The following is an 18,995-nucleotide window of genomic DNA, read 5'->3' on the forward strand; positions in this document are numbered from 1 at the left end:
CTTTCTTATATATAGAGCAATACAGTTAACTGAAAACTGGTAGTCAAAGGTACGTAGTTGCGCTTCAGCGCTCTTTCTTATATATAGAGCAATACAGTTCACTTAAGAGTGCTACTCGTGAAACTTCTATGAAAAATAGATACAGTTTGCTTCGTTCCTCTCGAAGGACAATCTTAAGTAAACCTCATTGATAGATAAAGAGCGCTGAATCGCAACAACGTACCTAATAATGAACACCTATTAAAAAAACTAAAGTCCTCACTACAAACAAAAAATCATCTACTTACTCAACGATTTTTTGCTGTTTAAAAAGTTCCTTAAACTTGCGCTGCTGTTGATTGTGATCTACAATCGGATCTGGATAATGAAGCAGCCGACGTTCTATAGGCGAAATATTTCCAGTTAGCAAAAGCTTAGTATCCACTCGGCGCAATTCTGGAACCCAGTGCCGAATATATTCCCCTTCCGGGTCAAATTTTTGAGCTTGACTGGCGGGATTGAATATTCGCAAAGGTTTCGGATCCATGCCACTCGATGCACTCCACTGCCAGCCGCCATTGTTAGCAGAAAGGTCGCCATCAATCAATTTTTGCATGAAGTATTTTTCGCCCCACTGCCAGTTAATAATTAAATCTTTGGTGAGGAAACTAGCAACTATCATCCGACATCGATTGTGCATCCAACCTGTTTGATTTAACTGCCGCATTGCCGCATCAATAATTGGATAGCCAGTTTTGCCCCTGCACCAAGCTTGAAACAGCTTTTCATCGTTCTCCCAGGGAAAGTCTTTGAATGCTTTACGGTAGGGGCCATCTGCTAATTCAGGGAAGTTATACATCGCGTGTTGGTAAAATTCCCGCCACGCTATTTCCTGTTGCCAAGTGCGGATACTTGTGCAGGCTTCTTCGCTGCGGCAAGTGTCCATTACTATCTGGGTAGCTTGCCAAACAGTGCGGATGCCTATTGCACCAAATTTGAGGGCGGCGCTGAGTTCTGATGTACCCTTATTTGCGGGGAAATTGCGCTGTTCTTGATATTCGTAAATAGCGTTCTCGCAAAATTCTTCTAATTTTTTTTGCGCGGCACCTTCTCCGGGTTCTATTACTAATGGATTTTCCCAAATGAATCCCAAACTCAAGGCCGTTGGCAGTGTTTTCATGGCACCTGTTTGGTTGGCTATTTCTTGTTCTTCTGCGGTTAATCCCGTCATTAATTGCGGATAATTTATCGGCAGTGTCTCTACAGCTTGGGCTTTCGGTTGGCTATTCCATTTTTTCCAAAATGGTGTATAAACTGTGTAGGGATTCCCTGTACCAGTCCGTATTTCGTCCGGGGCGTGCAGAACTTGATCCCAGAAGTTTTTAACTTTTATTCCTGCTTGTTGGAGGGCGTTTGATACGGATATATCGCGCTCATTTGCATAGGGTTCTACATCTCTGTTCCAAAATACTGCTTTAGCATTAAGTGCCGCGGCTAATTTCGGTATTCCCATACGCGGGTCATCTTGAATTATTAGTAATTGGCTGCCTGCTTCGCTGTAACGTGAGGAGAGTTTTTCCAAGCAACCTATCATGTAGGTAACTCTGGCTGGCGCTACGTCATCGCGATCGAGTATATTGCGATCGAGACAAAAAATCCCGACTACTTTCGGACTTTGCTGGCGTGCTGCTGCGAGTCCAATGTTGTCAGAAATACGCAAGTCGCGACGGTGCCAAAATAAAATTAAATCAGACATTCGATTTTAGATTTTAGATTTTAGATTTTAGATTTTAGATTTTAGATTGACTCCCACGGATCGAGCCGGGGATTGTTAGAATGCAGAGCTTTTCATAGTCTCTATCCCGCTCATTCCCCCGGTTCAAGATGCGAATCAATGAATCCGGGGGCTGGTTACCAGAAAGAATTGGTTGAAAGCCTCTCCCCGATCGGGATAAATTAAAATCAGACTATTTATTACTCCAATCCTCTTCCTTCCTCAACTGTCAACTGTCAACTGTCAACTGTCAACTGAACAACTTTGCTTTAAGTCAAAAAAGGACGCGCTAAGAAGAAGCTAGAAATAGATTTCGCATCAATTGGTTCCCCGGCTAAGATAGCTTTTTCTAATTCTTCTGGAGTGAATAAAACTGTCTCCATGTCTTCATCATCGTCTTGTTCTGGCGGCTGTTCTAGTTTGACCAAATCTTGTGCTAAAAAAGCATAAATGATTTCGTCAGAATAACCGGGTGCTAGCATAAATTTGCCTAATTCCCGCCATTTTCCGGCGCGATATCCGGTTTCTTCTTCGATTTCCCGTTTGATAGTTTCGGCGGGGTTTTCATTGATTTCGACTGTACCTGCGGGAAATTCTAAAATCCGCCCTTTGGCGGCGAAGCGGTATTGTCGCACCAAGACGAGTTTACCTTCGGGGGTAACGGGAACTGCTAGTGCTCCGCCTGGGTGGCGAATACATTCCCAATCGCCTTCGGAACCGTTGGGAAGGCGGAGGCTGGCTACATCAAAGTTGAATTTGCGCCCTTGGTAAAATAGGCGCTGTTTGAGGAGTTGGGGTAGTTCTTGACCGATCGACATAAGTGAGAAGCGAATAATGTTTGATTGCACCGATTTAAGACATGATATCGTTTCCGGTGGCATCGGAATAATAATTTGGATGCTGTCAGTGCGAGCGTCCCGCTCGCTACCCAAATCGCGAGCGGGACGCTCGCACTACATAATTCCGATGCCAACGGATTTGACATCATAGGCGATCGCCGCCCTGAATTTTGCTCATTTTCTACACTTTCATTTTTTGCACTCCGGAACAGTCTGCGGTTTTCAGGATTTGGCCGATCGCACTTTTCGTCACAGGATGCGCCCAATCCGGCGCAATTTCTACCAAAGGTACTAATACAAAAGCTCTTTGGGTCATCCGGGGATGAGGTAAAGTCAGTGTCGGAGTTTCTAGGATTAAATCATCGTACAGCAGCAAATCCAGGTCGAGGGTTCTCGGCCCCCATTTTTCGCGGCGAATCCGATTAAATTTTATTTCAACTTCTAATAAAGTTGCTAGCAATTGTTGTGGTTGTAGCGTAACTTCTAGGATGGCACAGGCGTTAATGTAATCGGGTTGCGGCGGCCCTACGGGGGCGGTTTGATACCAGCTAGAATGGGATTTTACGGCGATTCCGGGGGTGTTGTTGAGAGTTGCGATCGCGCTTTTGAGCGTGGCGAGGGAGTCGCCTAAATTGCTGCCAAGGGCGATCGCACATTTTGTTGATTTCATTGGGAATTGGTTATTAGTTATTGGTTGTTGGTTATTGGTTATTGTTAGTTACTTTCTGAGTAACGCGGGGTAGACCTTATTATTTTAATCTCAGCTTAATTCAGTGTTAATTATTATTGATTATCATTGACAAATGTCAGTATTTAGTTGAAAGATTAATGAATTTGCACCGTCGCCTCTTGTCTGCCGTCATTCTAGTAACTATCAATTTAACAACAAGTGTATCGATCGGTTTAGCAGAAGCTAAGGAAACGTACCTTACCTTAAATTCGGACGATAGTCAATCTTTCGCGGGTTTAGTTCAGCAGGCGGAAGATTTAGCCGCATTGTCGATCGCCCGCGAGTTTCAAGAAAATCCGGCGTTAACAGAAGTTACCATCATCATTACAGCCGATCGCAGCCGACAAAGAGTTCCGGTTTTGCGATCGAGAGTATCCCGCAGCCAGTGGCAGAAAGATTCGAGAATCGAACAGTGGACTAGATATTTTGCTGATTCTCAATACCTGCTGGGATTCAGAGATAGCTATATTTCGTCGGGAAATTCAGGGCGATCGCAAACTATTAACGTGCCCGCCCCCAGCCGGCCTGCATCCCGACAAAACGATCCGGCTTTTCGAGATGATTGAAGAATTTGGGCATGGGGCATGGGGCATGGGGCATGGGGCATGGGGCATTGGTTATTGGTTATTGGTTATTGGTTATTGGTTATTGGTTACTGGTTATTGGTTACTACTGACAACAGTTAACAGACAACAGTTAACCTTTTGTTAACCTAAATATCTCCCAATTTTAATTAACCTTAAGGTTAACTTCCCTTAATTTAACAGTGATAAATTTCTAGGTAAATCATGATTAGGGATGTTGGGTTGAATAGGAATTTATGTCTAAAATAACTCGCCGACAACTGTTAATTTTCTTCGGTAGCAGTGCAGCTACGACTGTGCTTGCGCCTCAACTCACTGAAAAACTATTCGGCATCAATTCCACCTCGGCCGAAGCTGCCTTAAGTCCTCTATCTTTCACTCCGTTAAGACTACCTCATCCACTGCCAGTTTATAAAGAATTGTCGAGCTTTATGCCTACTGCATTGAACGGACAGGGTACGGTAATGGCGGCCTCGCAAAATACTAGATTAACCAGCTACAACGTAGTTGACGATGTGGTTGTCCCGCCGGAATACGAACGGTACGTGATTCTTCGCTGGGGCGATCGAGTTTTCCCCGATTCGGCAGACTATTTTGGCTACAACAACGACTACACCGGCTTCGTAGAGATTCGCGGCAGCAATGACGATGGCTATCTCTGGGTTAACCACGAATACATATCCTTCCCGATGTCGAAAGTGGCACCGGAAGCGCCGGCAGATGTGGCATCTTTCCCCGCAACCGATCGCGCTGTCCTCGGTTTAGACTTATCCGTAAAAAATCGCGCTACCCTCGGCGAATTTCTATACAATCTCGGTGGATCGATCGTCCGCATCACCAAACAAGCTGATGGACGCTTTAGGGCGATCGCCCGCGATTCCCTCAACCGACGCATTCACGGACTTTCCGGCCTCGGAATCAACAGCCAGCGTGCGGACAAATACAAAGATGTCACCTCCTGGGGAACCAGACGAGGCGACGACAAATATCTCACAGGTACGGGCCCCGCAGCCACCCAAGTCTTCGCCCAAGTCAACAGCGACGGGCTCGGAAACCGGATCGTCGGTACAGCCTACAACTGTTCCGGCGGCACAACCCCGTGGGGAACAATCCTCTCCGCCGAAGAAAACTTCCAAGGTAGCGAACTATTCTTCGTCGGAGTTCAGGAAAACGTCAAACCCAACGGCGGCCAAACGGGCTACGCCAAGGGCACGACGGGCGAAGAATTCGGCTTAGTCGGCGAAAAATACGGCTGGATGGTAGAAGTCGATCTCCAAGATCCGAATTTCCGCCCCCGCAAACACACCGCTTTAGGCCGTTTCCGCCACGAAAACGTCGCGATTCGCGCCGAAGCAGGCCGCAAGTTAGTAGTGTACATGGGAGACGATCGGCGCGGCGGACACACCTGGAAATTTGTTAGCAACGGTACTGTCACCAATCCCGCAGATAAAAGCAACAGCCGCTTGTTTGAAGATGGCACTTTATACGTCGCCCAATACAACCGTAACGGTGCTGGAAGATGGTTGCCACTAGCATTAAATAGCCCGACGAATCCGATACGTCCTAGTAAACTTGGCGAAGCGGAATTAGCAAGTTTTGGCAAAGCTCAAAGAGATGCTAATACTCGCTTACCCAAACGCGCCGGAATTGCAGGTCAAACTGAAGATGGTGGTTCATTTGTAGCGGATATAACTAATGAAGCAACAACACTTGCTGGCTACAGAAATAAAAGTCTGGCTAATTTCTATACCAGCCAAGGTGCAGTTTTAGTTGATGCCTTTTTAGCTGCTAATTTAATTGGTGGCACTCCGACGGCGCGACCGGAAGATTTGGAAATTAATCCTACTACTAAGGAAGTTTTCATTGCTTATACTGACGCCGCACCGGGTAGCGACGGTTATCCAGATTCTCGCATTTTTACTGTTGCTAAATACACTGCCGCGCTCAATAGCACCCAGCAGTCTGGAGGAATTTACAAAATTATTGAAGATAGTTCCGACGGTGCGGGTTTGACTTTCCGCTGGCAGCGTTTTGCTCAAGGTGGAGAGGCCGGTGCAGTAGCTGGGGCGGGATTTGCTAGTGTAGACAATTTGGCTTTTGACACTCAAGGTAATATTTGGGGTGTCACCGATATGTCTACTAGCACGCACAATGGTTTTGATGTCGGTGCTGCGGCAAAACAAGCGACGATCGACCACAAAAAGACGGGTAATGTGTCGGAGTTTACTGGTGTTTTTGGCAACAATTGGCTGTTTTACATTCCAACGAACGGCCCGAATGCAGGAACTGTAATTCCTTTTGCTCAAGGCCCGAACCGATGCGAAATCACTGGGCCGACTTTTATCGGAGATACCCTAGTAGTTGCGGTGCAGCATCCGGGGGAAGATTGCCCGATCGATGATGGTACTGTACTCAGCCGCCAAATTGAAATGTTGGATTTGAGTGGTGCTGTTTTCAATCAAACTCGGACTGTTGCTCGCGGCAGTTTGTGGCCGAGTAATATTGAGAATGACAGGCGCCGATCGCCGATGCCTTCGGTGATTGGGATTCGCCGCGTGCGATCGACCACAACGGGTCAATTTGTTTAAATAGGACTTGCGCGTGAAGCCCTAGAAACCGGGTTTTTGCCCAGATATGTCGTCGCAGCCGACAGATTCGATAAAAACCCGGTTTCTTTTCTCAGCGACGCACCCTACAAATTAGTAACTACCGTCACACAGCAGGACGAACAACACGAATCAGTTTACCTTCCAAAGATTCTGCTGCTGTAATAGCCGCATTGATTCGGTTAGCCAGCGCTTCCCAATTGCGATCGTTCGTACAGGCGATAATGCCAGCATGAAGGGGCTGTATGCGATGCAACCGAAAGAAATCTTTACGGTTTTCAGTAATCACGGCACGTTTTTCGCTACTGGCAAAAGCTAAAACATCCGAGTCAGGAATTCCTTGATTAGCTCTGCCTGCTTCTTGGACAGTCAAAATATCGTGACCTAAAGCTCGCAGTAATTCTACAACAGGATAGGGGTATTGCTCATCGGCATAGAGACGTGCCATCTGCTACAAATCCTCGTACATGACTTCATCGTTTTCCCGAATTTCGGTTTCGATTTCATCGGGAAAGGCTTCAGCATAAGCCCAAGCGTTGGCAATATCAGTAGCAGATAGCGATAAATAGCTTGTGAGTAAATCGGCTTCGCTATAGCCAATCCGACGAGCTTCTACAAGCCCCCAAACGGTGATGCGAGTTCCAGCAATGCAGGCACTGCCACCACAAACACCAGGCGTTTTTTCAATACCGCGCCAAGGACTAATTTTCCCTTGGGATAGCAGTTGAACCACTTGAGCTTTTTCGTCGTCAGAGAGTGCCAGCAATTGAGGCTCTAATTCTTTCAGCGTCATGGCAAACAATAGAATTGCGGTTACTTTCTATCTTATCAAACAACTTTTAAGAAAGTCCTATTAAAAAAGAGCGATCGCCCGAGAGTCAAGCGATCGGCTGGTATTATCAAACAGTCTGTATTGACTGGAAAACCTGTTTTCGCACAAAAATAACCGCAGAATTTCAATAAGTTTTATGTACCCACTTTGGAATCAAGGCTAAGCTGGATGTAATAAGACTCTACAGCTTGTATGAAAAAAATGCTTTATTCACTTTTGCCTAAATCTCAACTCAACATTAGGGTTTTAAAACATTTAGCAGCCGCTGTTTCTGCATCTTTAGCTCTCAGTGCAATTACCACTTTGAAACCCTCGCCAGTAACGGCTGCTGGCGATATCCCCCTAACACAAACCTCGACTCAGCTAGCAGCAAAACCTGATTCTAGGTTGCAGCTAGGGCAGTTGCGTACCACTGTTCCCGTGCAGAGAATGCAGCTCGATGGGGGTGGATTTATCCCGATCGCGATCGGCGGTATGATAGTTATTCTAGTGCTACCGCTATTTTTTGGCGGATTAGTCGTAATTGGCGATCGCGAAGTCGGAATTGTCAGTAAAAAGTTTAGCTTTGGCGGCAAGTCTTTACCCCCAGGCGATTTAATTGCCTTAAACGGAGAAGCTGGATATCAAGCTGATACTTTACCCCCCGGTTGGCATTGGGGTTATTGGCCTTTGCAGTACAACGTTCGCAAAGAATCTCTGACGATAGTTCCCCAAGGCGAAATTGGTCTGGTGATCGCAGCAGGCGGCGAGTCAAATCCACCGCAGCGCATTCTCGGCAAAATCACAGAATGCGACAATTTTCAAGATGCTCGCAAATTCCTCAAAGGCGGCGGCGAAAAAGGGAGACAACTCGGAATTTTGACTGGTGGCAGCTATCGAATTAACACGGCATTGTTTACCGTAATTACAGCAGCAAATTCTCCCAAACACGGGATGACAGCCGAACAGTTAAAACTGTACACGATTGCCCCGGATAAAGTAGGAATTGTCACCACTTATGACGGCGTTCCGATTCAAGATGGCGAAATTGCCGGCCCGATCGTTCCGAATCATGACAACTTCCAAAACTCGCAAAAATTTATCACTGCTGGCGGGCGGCGCGGTTTGCAGGAACAGGTTTTGCTTTCCGGTTCGTGGAACTTAAATCCTTGGTTTGTCGGGGTTGACCAAGTGCCGATGACCGAAATCCCGATCGGCTATGTCGGCGCCGTGATTTCCTATGTGGGTCAAACCTCGGAAGATGTCAGCGGCGCTGCTTTCACTCACGGCAACTTAGTAAATGTCGGGAATAAAGGGGTGTGGGTAACTCCGCTTTATCCGGGCAAACATCCGCTGAACACTCGCATTTTGAAAGTAGAATTAGTACCAACTACCAATATTGTTTTGAATTGGTCGAGCAAAATAGAAAGACACAGTTACGATTCTCAACTTTCATCTTTAACAGTACGTTCTAGAGATGGTTTTGCCTTCGATTTAGAAGTAGCTCAAATCATTCACGTCGGCGCTTTAGATGCTCCGAAAGTCATCTCTCGCGTCGGTTCGATGCAGAACTTAGTTGACCACGTTTTGCAGCCGACAATCGGCAATTATTTCCGCAATTCGGCTCAATCTTATTCTGTGTTAGATTTTCTCTCCGCCCGGAGCGATCGGCAAGCGGAAGCAGCCGAGTATATCAAAGCAGCTTTGCGTACCTACGACGTGCAAGCAATTGATACTTTGATCGGGGATATTTTGCCACCCGCAGAGTTGATGCAAACTCAAACCGATCGCAAAATTGCAGAGGAACAATGCAAGACTTATGAAGTGCAGCAAATAGCACAAACTCAGCGACAACAATTGGTGCGGGAAACTGCTTTAGCTGAGATCCAGCAAGAGATGGTGAAATCGGAACAAGGTGTGATGATTTCTGAGTTAAAAGCGAATTCTCAGGTGAAACAAGCTCAAGGCGAAGCTGAATCTATTCGAGTGAAAGGAAATGCTCAAGCTGAAGCTTATCGCGCGGGTGTTGTGGCTTTGGGCGGTTCCGGTTATACGGCTTTGCAGTTAATGCAAATTATCGGTGACAGTCATGTGCGAGTTGTACCGGATGTTGCGGTTAGCGGCAACGGTAGCGGCGGCGGTTTGGTTGACGGTTTACTGGGAATGATGATGTGGAATCAAACGGGGAAAAATGGCGAAAATGGCGGGGAGTTACCTGTAGTTAAGTTACAAAAATCTGAATCTGTGGCCAAGTTACCTGTAGCAAAGGTGAATTCTGTTAAGTCCCCGGAATCTCGCCCTAATTCGCCCCCTGTTGCGAATTCGGATAGTGATATTGATTCGCTGTTTGATGAATTGCCATTTGACAATTCATAAAGGTATGTAGGGCTTGCTGAAAAAGTCAGAAAACAGCATTTAGAAAGATAAGTCAATTCGAGATCGCCTCGGCAATATAAGTTTTGTCAATTTTATGATGACGAAACATAGCTTTTACCAATGATTGGAACCCAAAAATATCCAAAAAGGTTTTTGTTATGAAATAGACAGAAAAAAAGCCAAAAAGCCTGCCTTCTTCTGGGCAGAAAGATTCATCACCAGAAAAGTTATAGCGATACTTGTTTCAGAAGTATTATTAAGTTTAGCCATCACTCTACCGAGGCTAAATCTTCTTTTAGCTTCTCCAAATTTTCCCTCAATTAAGTTACGAATTCTCTCGTCTGATTGAGCTTGTTTTTTTATTGATTTGCTCAGATATTTGGGAGGTCTTCCTAGACGGACACCGCTCATTCTGATGCCGAGTTATTTGCACCAAATTCTATTTTCTTCCGTTCGATATATCCGATCTACATGAATTGATTCAGGGTAAAATCCGGTGAATCGTTTAAATGCTTCTACTTGTGTCTTTAAGTCTCCTGATTCGTTGAAATTATCCCAACTAAGTAGGTCTAAAAATACGTACCCATTTCGACAACTAGCTGACAGTTTTGCCCCAAATTCAACGGATTTTCCGGCTTTCCCTCTAACAATGGGGCGGATCTGTGGTTGCTTTAAACTTACTATTCTGTCGGGAATACTATGTTCTTTCTTTTCATACATTGACAACTGTTGACGGTAGACTTCTGCAACTACTAACAGCATTTTATAATGAGATTTATTTAGTAACTGTAGCTCACCCATTCGCTCTATATTCGTCAAATTTCTTTGGATGTATTGCAGTTGTTTTTTAATTGCTTTTCTTCTTGATTTTCGTCGTGGCTTTCGTTGTTTGGCTATGGTTAGGTATTCTTTTCTGGCTCTGTTTCGATATGTCAAGAGGCTTTTTTTTACGGGTGACTTAATTTGATTGTGTAGAGCATCTATGATTTTTTTAGTATGCTCTCTTGCTTGATTTAATAGTCCTAAGTCCGTCGGATATTTAAGGTCGGCTGGCGCACAGGTTGCATCTAATATTAATTTTCCTTGATTTTTGGGTTCACTTATTTCTGATGACTTTTTTACGACGAGAGTTCCTGCCACTTCTGTCTGCTCTTTGACCATTTCTTCGTTAATTTTATTGACTAGATTGACACCTATTCTTTTCCTAAAATGAACGAACATGGATGAATCAAATGGTGATTCATTACTATAGGCTTTCATGCCTATAAAGTATTGTAGGTATGGGTTTTCTCTTATTTGTTCTACTGTTTCACGCTGAGCTAGTTCCCAGCCTTTCTTTAATTATTAATGCCCCCAATGCCATCCTAAATGATTTGGTCGGAGCTCAATTAGATACTGTAAAATTTTGGGCATATTCATCTTCAAAGTCTGACCACGGAATTATTTTTGCCATGATTACCCAACGATTATTCTCTGATAATTGTCCCTCGAAGGGTAGCTCAAAGTTGGAGGGTGTTTTTGGGGCCCTAGTCAAGTTTTCGGTACATGAATGAAAGTGATGCTGTGCATGGCTTTTGACTAATTTTAGCTCATAGTCTAACACATTACCAGCACCGATCGCGAGTCAAAGTCTTTTGAGCTAAGGATTTTAGGCTTTTTCAGCAAGCCCTATATAAAGAGCGCTCTCTTGGTACGTTGTTGGGCTTTAGCCCTCTTTGAACATATATATAAAGAGCGCTGAAGCGCAACTACGTACCTAAGAGCGCTGAAGCGCAACTACGTACCTAAGAGCACTGAAGCGCAACTACGTACCTAAGAGCGCTGAAGCGCAACTACGTACCTAAGAGCGCTGAAGCGCAACTACGTACCTTTAGAAATTACCAAATTTATGTTTGCAGATTTCTTTATCAAACGACCTGTCTTTGCTAGTGTCTGCGCCTTAATTATCATTTTAGTAGGCGCAATCAGCATCCCCACACTGCCGATCGAACGCTTCCCTGACATCAGCCCCACCCAAATTAGCGTCACGGCTAACTATAGCGGGGCGAGTGCCGAAATTGTCGAAAATGCCGTTACGAATATCCTAGAGAGGCAAATCAACGGCGTAGAAGGGCTAAAATATCTAACTTCTAGCAGCAGTAATGACGGCACTAGCACTATTACTGCAACTTTCGATCCGTCGCGCAACAAAGATATTGCCGCTGTCGATGTCCAAAATCGAGTGTCAGTCGCTCAACCCCAACTCCCAGATGCCGTACAGCGCACGGGAGTGAGAGTTACCAAACAATCTACCAGTCTCTTGCTGGCGATCGGCTTATTTACCGAAAATAAAGAATACGACACCACATTTTTAAGCAACTACGCTGACTTGTATTTGGCAGATGCTTTAAAGCGGATCAAAGGTGTTGGCGATGTGCGAATTTTTGGGGAACGCCGCTATGCCATGCGCCTGTGGATCGACCCCAATAAGTTAGCAGCTCGCGGTTTGACAATGCAAGATATAACCAGGGCGCTTAACGAACAAAACTTACAAGTTGGTGCTGGGAGAGTTGGTCAAGAACCCGCTCCCGACGGGCAAATGTATCAAATTGATTTACGGGCTAAAAGCCGTCTGCAAGAACCAGCAGAATTTGAAGAAATTGTCCTTAAAACTGATGGAAATGGCACTGTAGTTAAGTTAAAAGAAGTCGGCAGAGCGGAATTAGGAGCCGAAAATTACAGCTCTTTCCTGCGATTTCGGGGCAATGATGCGGTGGGTTTGGGAATTTATCAATTGCCGGGAAGCAATGCTTTGAATGTGGCTCATGCTGTTAAAGCAGAAATGGAAAAACTCGCAACAAGTTTTCCTCCTGGGTTGATACATCGAGTCGCGCTTGATACGACTTTAGAAGTTTGGAGGCCCGCTAGGTTGGGTGTTTGACCGGGTAAATAGGGTTCTTGATTGGATGCAGCGGCAATATCGGAAATCTTTGATATTTCTCACGGGAATTAAAACCATTGTCACGTTCGTATTCATAGCCTCTCTGGGAGTCACAGCTTGGCTTTATCTATCAGTACCCACGGCATTTATCCCAGAGGAAGATCAGGGCTATTTTCTGACAATTATTCAAGGCCCCCAAGGAGTTTCGCTGCAATATACTCGCAAAGTGATGGATGAAGTTGAACAAGAAATTCTGAAACTTCCTGAGGTTGTAGGGACTTTCTCTGTGGGTGGCTTTGGTTTTAGCGGCAGCACTTCTAACCAGGGTATTATCTTTACTACGCTTAAATCCTGGAGCGAGCGTCACGGAGAAGCTCAAAGCGTACAAGCGATTATTGGTAAGTTGCGGGGTCAGCTTTCGGCAATTCCAGAAGCAAGAATTTTCCCGGTGAATCCGCCCGCAATTCAAGGTTTAGGTCAATTTGGAGGCTTCCAATTTCAACTTCAAGATCGCAAAGGAAACAGCGGTTTAGATGCTCTGGTTCAGGCGATGGGTGGGATTTTGAAGCAGGCGAATCAGACGCCGGGATTGCAAGCGGTTTTTAGTACGTTTGCTGCGAATACGCCTCAGTTAGTTGTGGAAGTTGACCGCAATCGGGCTAAGGCTTTGGATATTTCTATTAGTGATATTTTCAGTACGCTACAAACGGCTCTGGGTTCGCAGTATGTAAACGATTTTACTCTCCAGCAGCGCAATTATCGGGTGTACGTGCAAGCAGATAAACAGTTCCGTGCTAATCCTGAAGATATTAGTAAATTGTATGTCCGCTCTGCAAAGAATGAAATGATTTCTTTGAGCAATTTGGTGAAGCTAACTCCGGTGGTGGGAGCCCAAACTGTCAACCACTACAATTTATTTAGGTCAATTGAAATCAATGGCTCTCCCGCTCCGGGTGCGAGTTCTGGACAGGCGATTAAATCGATGGAAAAGGTGTCGGCTCAAGTTTTACCGTCTGGTTTTGGCTATGAATGGTCGGGGACTTCTTTGGAAGAAATTGAGTCGGGGGGTCAAGCGCCGATTATTTTTGGTTTGGGGCTGGTTTTTGTGTTCTTGGTTTTGGCTGCTCAGTACGAAAATTATGTGGATCCTTTTATTATTTTGCTGGCGGTTCCTCTGGCGATTTTAGGTGCGCTTTTGGCTCAGTCTTTGCGGGGTTTGGCGAATGATGTTTATTGCCAAATTGGTTTGGTGATGTTGATTGGATTGTCGAGTAAAAATGCGATTTTAATCGTGGAGTTTGCTAACCAGTTGCGGGAGCGGGGATATTCAATTGCTAAGGCAGCAGTTGAGGCGGCTCAAGAGCGTTTGCGACCGATTTTGATGACTTCTTTGGCGTTTGTTTTGGGGATTCTGCCTCTGGTTAATCCCGAAGGTGCAGGTGCAGCCAGTCGCCGATCGCTCGGGAATGCGATCGCGGGCGGGATGGTTGTTTCTACTTTCTTGAGTTTGTTTATGGTGCCGGTGCTGTATGTGGTGATTGTCTCGGCTCGCGATCGCTTTACAAAACGCGATCGCCCGGAACATCCGCCCCACGATGATGGCACGAGTTTGGATGGAAAAACTGCTCCCCGCGACGAGGTTGAGCGCGATCGAGTAGCGCCGTTGTAACAGCCCAATCTTCTAAGGTATGTAGTTGCGCTTCAGCGCTCTTTATATGAAAGAGCGCTGAAGCGCAACTACATACCTTAAAATTAACTTCTAGAAAAGTCTTCTTTGGGCAGAAGGCTATGATGCAGGGGGGCTAGAGATGCTAAATTCGCATCAAATAGTTCGATCGCCCACAACTCACAAAAAATACTCTATGAACCGCCCCGCACCTGACAGTTCCTCCCAAATGAGCGACATTGAACGCGCCAACCTCAGCCGCACGATCGATTACAGTTCCATTCGATCGATACCTGAAATTTGGGCGATCGTCAAACAGCGATTTCCCCAAACCGTCGCCCTCCACGATCCCCACAGCAAACCCGAAATTAAACTCACCTATACCGACCTCTACCAACAAATCCAGCAATTCGCCAGCGGATTGCAGGCCCTCGGCATCAATGCAAACCCAGCAGAAATAATCCCTCCCCGCGTCGCCCTCTTCGCCGACAACAGCCCCCGCTGGCTGATAGCCGATCAAGGTATCATGACCGCTGGGGCCGCCAACGCCGTGCGAGGCGCCACCGCCGACCCCGAAGAACTCCTCTACATCATCCAAGACAGCGGCAGTACCGCTTTAGTAGTCGAAAACCTGGCCTTACTCAAAAAACTGCAAGCCCGCCTCCCCGATTTGCCGATCGAACTTATCGTCCTTCTCTCCGACGAGGAACCAGAAACCAGCCCCACCCTAACCACAGTCAAATTTTCCCAAGTCATGGCCACAGGCGCCAACCGCCCCTTCAAACCCGCCAACCACAACCACCAAACCCTCGCCACCCTCCTCTACACTAGCGGCACCACCGGCAAACCCAAAGGCGTCATGCTGACTCACGGGAACCTGCTGCACCAACTCACCACCTTCGGCACAATTTTGCAACCCGAACCGGGCGAATCAGCCCTCAGCATCCTGCCCAGTTGGCACGCCTACGAACGCACAGTCGAATACTTCCTGCTTTCCCAAGGATGCACGCAAATTTACACCAATATTCGCTATTTCAAACAAGACTTTAAAAGTTGCAAGCCCCAGTACATGGTGAGCGTTCCGCGCATCTGGGAATCGATTTACGAGGCTGTACAAAAGCAATTTAGAGAACAGCCACCCAACAAACAAAAATTGGTTAATTTTCTGTTATCTGCCAGCCAGCAATACATTGAAGCCCGCCGCATTTTTCAAGGTTTAACTCTCAGTTTGAAACCTGCTTCTGCTTCGGAAAAACTGATCGCCCGGATCAAAAGTATTCTGTTGTCTCCCGTACACGCGATCGCCGAAAAACTGGTTTATCAAAAAGTCCGGGAAGCTACGGGAGGGCGTTTTAAGTGGGCAATTAGCGGCGGAGGTTCTTTGGCCGCGCATTTAGACAATTTCTTTGAAATCGCGAATATCGGTTTGTTGGTGGGATACGGTTTAACTGAAACATCTCCAGTTTTAACAGTCCGCCGCCCTTGGCACAATCTTAAAGGTTCTGCCGGACAGCCGATCGCCCATACTGAAATTAAAATAGTTGACCCCGAAACTAAACAGCAACTGCCAACAGGCCAGCGCGGTTTAGTATTGGGACGCGGGCCGCAAATCATGCAGGGCTACTATCTCAATCCCCAAGCTACCGCCAAAGCCATTGACTCCGAGGGCTGGTTTGACACCGGCGATTTGGGCTGGCTGACACCGGGAAACGACTTAATTTTGACCGGGCGCGCCAAAGATACGATCGTCCTCAGCAACGGCGAAAATATCGAACCGCAGCCGATCGAAGATGCCTGCGTCCGCAGCCCCTACATCGACCAAATTATGGTAGTAGGTCAAGACCAAAAATCGATCGGCGCCTTAATTGTCCCCAATTCAGAAGCCGTGCAGAAATGGGCAGAAACTCAGAATCCGCCAATACACGAAATTGACTGGAATAGCAAGAAAATTCAAGACTTATTCCGTCAAGAATTGAACCGGGAGGTGCAAAATCGCCCCGGATACCGCGCGGACGATCGCATTGGCCCGTTCCGGTTGATTCAGGAGCCATTTTCGATGGAAAATGGAATGTTGACTCAGACCCTGAAAATTAAGCGCCCGGTTGTGACGGAACACTACCGCGATATGATTGACGGGATGTTTTGAAATATTCGCAGGACTTGGGGAATGGAGAAGAAAAAATTATCCCTACACCCAAGTCCCGATTGGTGTCAACTTAAGCCTCAAAACCTTTGTATCTCTCGTTTATTTGTATCTCTCGTTTATAGGAGAGGCCAGATCCCCCTAAATCCCCCTTAAGAAGGGGGACTTTGAGAAGATTCTTATCCCCCCCTTAAGAAGGGGGGCTAGGGGGGATATTGCCTGAATCGCCAGACAGAAGACTGATAATAGGTTTGACGTTCAGTTGACACCAACACCCGAGTCCCGAGTCCGAGTCCTCAGTCATTAGGAAATGTCTACCAACTATTGACTAATGACTGATGACTGTTGTTCGCGAGCGGGGACGCTCGCACTTCTGACTAATGCCTAATTCCCAATTGACAAGCAACAAATTTATGGAACCACAATTACTCTTGAAGCGATCGATTAACGTAAAAGTCGTCGTTACTCCCCGCTGGAAAGAAGAAGCTCAACAGCAACTCCAAGCCCAAATCAATCAAATAGATTCTCAGCTACAACAGCTAGAAATGCAAGGGCAGCGGATGGTTTCAGAAATCCAAAAGCAAAGCCTGCAACCCCCCGGCCCGCAAGTAATGCAGCAAATAGAAAACATTCAAGTGCAGGTGAATCAAAGAAAGAGCGAACTGCTAGAACAGAAAAACCAAAACCTGCAACAGCTTCAGCAAGTGCAGGTGCTAGACCTCGAACAAGAAGTGAGTCAAGGTCAAATTGACGGCACGTTCACCGTCGGGGTGGGAGAAAACTTGATTCAAAAAATGCAAATAGAAGTTCTGCTCCGCGACGGCATTGTCGAAGAAATTCGAGGTGATATTTAGAACTTAGAAATTGGTGATTGGTAATTGATAATTGGTAATTGGTAGGTAATTTTGAGTTGATAGCCGCACATCTTCGGACTAGAGGCTGGCATAATAATAACTATTGCCGATCGCCAATTATCAATTCCCAAATACCGATCGCCAATTACCAACTCACAAGGAATTTTTACAGATGATTCGCGAAGTTTTCATGCCAGCCCTAAGCTCTACCATGACAGAGGGCAAAATTGTTTCCTGGGTCAAATCCGCTGGGGACAAAGTAGAAAAGGGCGAAACGGTAGTCGTAGTTGAATCTGACAAAGCCGACATGGATGTCGAGTCTTTCTACGAAGGCTATCTAGCAATAATTATTGTACCAGCAGGCGAAGTTGCTCCGGTCGGAGCTGCGATCGCCCTAGTCGCAGAAACAGAAGCCGAAATCGCCGCCGCCCAGAAACAAGGAGCCGGCGCCCCCGCAGCCGCAGCCCCAGCAGCCGCAGCCCCCGTTCCTGTCGCAGCTACAGCATCAGTGGGTTTGCAGCAAAACGTCAGCCGCCAAAACGGCCGCAGCATCGTCTCTCCCCGCGCTCGCAAATTAGCCAAAGAGTTTAAAGTAGATTTAAATTCAATCAAAGGCAGCGGCCCCAACGGTCGGATTGTTGCAGAAGATGTGGAAGCAGCAGCCGGTAAAGCCCAACCAGCTCCGGTTCAGCAACCAGTAACAGTCCCCGCAGCACCCGCACCCGCAGCACCCGCACCCGCAGCAGCCAAACCCGCACCCGCACCAGTCCCAGCGGTAGCGCTTTCCGGTAACAGAGTACCGATGAATGCGCTGCAAAATGCGGTGGTTCGCAATATGGAAGCAAGTTTGAGCGTGCCTTGTTTCCGCGTCGGCTATACAATTACTACTGACAATCTCGACAAACTCTACAAACAAATTAAGTCAAAAGGCGTCACGATGACGGCTATGCTGGCAAAAGCAGTAGCGGTAACTTTACAAAAACATCCTCTGCTGAATGCTTGTTATGTGGAGTCGGGAATTCAACACCGTGCTGATATTAATGTGGCGGTAGCGGTGGCGATGGACGGCGGCGGTTTGATTACGCCGGTGTTGCAAAATGCCGATCGCCTGGACATATATTCTCTCTCCCGCAGTTGGAAGGATTTAGTCGATCGCGCCCGCGCCAAACAGCTAAAACCCGACGAATACAGCACGGGAACTTTTACTCTTTCCAATTTGGGAATGTATGGAGTAGATAAGTTTGACGCGATTTTGCCGCCGAATCAAGGCTCGATTTTGGCGATCGGCTCTTCGCGGCCCCAAGTCGTAGCTAACGAGGAAGGCTTGATGGGAGTGAAGCGGCAAATGCAAGTTAATATTACTTGCGATCACCGAATTATTTACGGTGCTGATGCTGCGTCTTTCTTGCAGGATTTAGCGAAATTGATCGAGACAAATCCTCAGTCTTTGACACTTTAGTCTTATCCTAAATCCCTCTTTTACCCTGATTGGGGGGAAAGGGGGATTTAGACTAAGTAGATGAGTGGGAAAATACATACAGCAGATTCCCGGTTTATGAAGTACACAAAATTCAGGAAAAACCCCGGTTTCTTTGTTTGAGTCACAGCATACTATAACCCACATTCCGCAGATATTCGATCGGATTTAATTTCAAAAGAATTCAGAATTCTCAAAACCTCAAATAATTGCTCTGCAATCATTTGAGGCTTTTT

Annotated in this window: 14 protein-coding genes and 1 pseudogene; 8 read left to right on the forward strand and 7 right to left on the reverse strand. The window is 46.4% G+C overall.

Features of this window, described 5'->3' with window-relative positions:
* Positions 1-283 precede the first annotated feature (283 nt).
* The 3 genes from JGK11_RS26540 to folK form a co-directional block, all read right to left on the reverse strand.
* Positions 284-1,735, reverse strand: coding sequence for an FAD-binding domain-containing protein (locus JGK11_RS26540; protein WP_293193161.1), 1,452 nt, complete (start codon positions 1,733-1,735; stop codon positions 284-286).
* A 287-nt stretch (positions 1,736-2,022) separates the two neighbouring features.
* Positions 2,023-2,571, reverse strand: a complete 549-nt coding sequence (locus tag JGK11_RS26545; RefSeq protein ID WP_293152783.1) for an NUDIX hydrolase — start codon at positions 2,569-2,571, stop codon at positions 2,023-2,025.
* Between the two features lie 202 nt (positions 2,572-2,773).
* Positions 2,774-3,262 (reverse strand): 2-amino-4-hydroxy-6-hydroxymethyldihydropteridine diphosphokinase, encoded by a 489-nt coding sequence (folK, locus tag JGK11_RS26550; protein ID WP_293185390.1) that lies wholly within the window; start codon positions 3,260-3,262, stop codon positions 2,774-2,776.
* Between the two features lie 158 nt (positions 3,263-3,420).
* On the opposite strand from folK, the gene JGK11_RS26555 reads away from it, so the two are divergent.
* The gene (locus tag JGK11_RS26555) at positions 3,421-3,888 is read left to right on the forward strand and encodes a hypothetical protein (protein WP_293185391.1); all 468 of its coding nucleotides are present in this window, start codon (positions 3,421-3,423) and stop codon (positions 3,886-3,888) included.
* 254 nt (positions 3,889-4,142) lie between these two features.
* The gene (locus tag JGK11_RS26560) at positions 4,143-6,494 is read left to right on the forward strand and encodes a PhoX family phosphatase (protein WP_293213517.1); all 2,352 of its coding nucleotides are present in this window, start codon (positions 4,143-4,145) and stop codon (positions 6,492-6,494) included.
* 124 nt (positions 6,495-6,618) lie between these two features.
* Here the strand turns inward: JGK11_RS26560 and JGK11_RS26565 are convergent, their stop codons facing one another.
* Both JGK11_RS26565 and JGK11_RS26570 read right to left on the reverse strand, forming a co-directional pair.
* Entirely contained in the window at positions 6,619-6,960 is a 342-nt protein-coding gene (locus tag JGK11_RS26565; RefSeq protein WP_293185393.1) for a DUF5615 family PIN-like protein, read from the reverse strand.
* Between the two features lie 3 nt (positions 6,961-6,963).
* Positions 6,964-7,305, reverse strand: coding sequence for a DUF433 domain-containing protein (locus JGK11_RS26570; RefSeq protein ID WP_293185394.1), 342 nt, complete (start codon positions 7,303-7,305; stop codon positions 6,964-6,966).
* 231 nt (positions 7,306-7,536) lie between these two features.
* On the opposite strand from JGK11_RS26570, the gene JGK11_RS26575 reads away from it, so the two are divergent.
* A complete protein-coding gene (locus tag JGK11_RS26575; RefSeq protein ID WP_366039588.1) occupies positions 7,537-9,699 on the forward strand; it encodes a flotillin family protein in 2,163 nt (720 codons plus the stop codon).
* A gap of 156 nt (positions 9,700-9,855) precedes the next feature.
* Here JGK11_RS26575 and JGK11_RS26580 read toward each other — a convergent pair.
* A pseudogene (locus tag JGK11_RS26580) lies at positions 9,856-11,233 on the reverse strand (IS5 family transposase).
* 354 nt (positions 11,234-11,587) lie between these two features.
* Here JGK11_RS26580 and JGK11_RS26585 point away from each other — a divergent pair.
* From JGK11_RS26585 to JGK11_RS26600, 4 genes are all read left to right on the forward strand, one after another.
* Positions 11,588-12,619, forward strand: coding sequence for an efflux RND transporter permease subunit (locus tag JGK11_RS26585; RefSeq protein ID WP_293185719.1), 1,032 nt, complete (start codon positions 11,588-11,590; stop codon positions 12,617-12,619).
* Between the two features lie 25 nt (positions 12,620-12,644).
* Positions 12,645-14,288: an efflux RND transporter permease subunit gene (locus tag JGK11_RS26590; RefSeq protein WP_293213520.1), complete on the forward strand. Its 1,644-nt coding sequence runs from the start codon at positions 12,645-12,647 to the stop codon at positions 14,286-14,288.
* A 193-nt stretch (positions 14,289-14,481) separates the two neighbouring features.
* Positions 14,482-16,431: a long-chain fatty acid--CoA ligase gene (locus JGK11_RS26595; protein WP_293213525.1), complete on the forward strand. Its 1,950-nt coding sequence runs from the start codon at positions 14,482-14,484 to the stop codon at positions 16,429-16,431.
* A gap of 410 nt (positions 16,432-16,841) precedes the next feature.
* Entirely contained in the window at positions 16,842-17,282 is a 441-nt protein-coding gene (locus JGK11_RS26600; protein WP_293185715.1) for a YlqD family protein, read from the forward strand.
* On the opposite strand, the gene JGK11_RS26605 is transcribed toward JGK11_RS26600, so the two are convergent.
* Positions 17,279-17,434: a hypothetical protein gene (locus tag JGK11_RS26605; protein ID WP_293185713.1), complete on the reverse strand. Its 156-nt coding sequence runs from the start codon at positions 17,432-17,434 to the stop codon at positions 17,279-17,281. The two genes, JGK11_RS26600 and JGK11_RS26605, sit on opposite strands and share 4 nt — an antisense overlap.
* A 20-nt stretch (positions 17,435-17,454) precedes the next feature.
* Between JGK11_RS26605 and JGK11_RS26610 the strand changes: the two genes are divergently transcribed.
* A complete protein-coding gene (locus JGK11_RS26610) occupies positions 17,455-18,741 on the forward strand; it encodes a dihydrolipoamide acetyltransferase family protein (protein ID WP_293213523.1) in 1,287 nt (428 codons plus the stop codon).
* The last annotated feature ends 254 nt before the right edge of the window (positions 18,742-18,995 follow it).

The sequence above is a fragment of the Microcoleus sp. PH2017_34_RAT_O_A genome (assembly GCF_020737885.1).
In the GTDB taxonomy this organism is placed as follows: Bacteria; Cyanobacteriota; Cyanobacteriia; order Cyanobacteriales; family Microcoleaceae; genus Microcoleus.

Excerpts from the sequence above, each read along its gene's own strand:
- JGK11_RS26540 (WP_293193161.1), bottom strand. The coding sequence starts at position 1,735 with ATGTCTGATTTAATTTTATTTTGGCACCGTCGCGACTTGCGTATTTCT.
- JGK11_RS26545 (WP_293152783.1), bottom strand. The coding sequence starts at position 2,571 with ATGTCGATCGGTCAAGAACTACCCCAACTCCTCAAACAGCGCCTATTT.
- folK (WP_293185390.1), bottom strand. The coding sequence starts at position 3,262 with ATGAAATCAACAAAATGTGCGATCGCCCTTGGCAGCAATTTAGGCGAC.
- JGK11_RS26555 (WP_293185391.1), top strand. The coding sequence starts at position 3,421 with ATGAATTTGCACCGTCGCCTCTTGTCTGCCGTCATTCTAGTAACTATC.
- JGK11_RS26560 (WP_293213517.1), top strand. The coding sequence starts at position 4,143 with ATGTCTAAAATAACTCGCCGACAACTGTTAATTTTCTTCGGTAGCAGT.
- JGK11_RS26565 (WP_293185393.1), bottom strand. The coding sequence starts at position 6,960 with ATGGCACGTCTCTATGCCGATGAGCAATACCCCTATCCTGTTGTAGAA.
- JGK11_RS26570 (WP_293185394.1), bottom strand. The coding sequence starts at position 7,305 with ATGACGCTGAAAGAATTAGAGCCTCAATTGCTGGCACTCTCTGACGAC.
- JGK11_RS26575 (WP_366039588.1), top strand. The coding sequence starts at position 7,537 with ATGAAAAAAATGCTTTATTCACTTTTGCCTAAATCTCAACTCAACATT.
- JGK11_RS26585 (WP_293185719.1), top strand. The coding sequence starts at position 11,588 with ATGTTTGCAGATTTCTTTATCAAACGACCTGTCTTTGCTAGTGTCTGC.
- JGK11_RS26590 (WP_293213520.1), top strand. The coding sequence starts at position 12,645 with ATGCAGCGGCAATATCGGAAATCTTTGATATTTCTCACGGGAATTAAA.
- JGK11_RS26595 (WP_293213525.1), top strand. The coding sequence starts at position 14,482 with ATGAACCGCCCCGCACCTGACAGTTCCTCCCAAATGAGCGACATTGAA.
- JGK11_RS26600 (WP_293185715.1), top strand. The coding sequence starts at position 16,842 with ATGGAACCACAATTACTCTTGAAGCGATCGATTAACGTAAAAGTCGTC.
- JGK11_RS26610 (WP_293213523.1), top strand. The coding sequence starts at position 17,455 with ATGATTCGCGAAGTTTTCATGCCAGCCCTAAGCTCTACCATGACAGAG.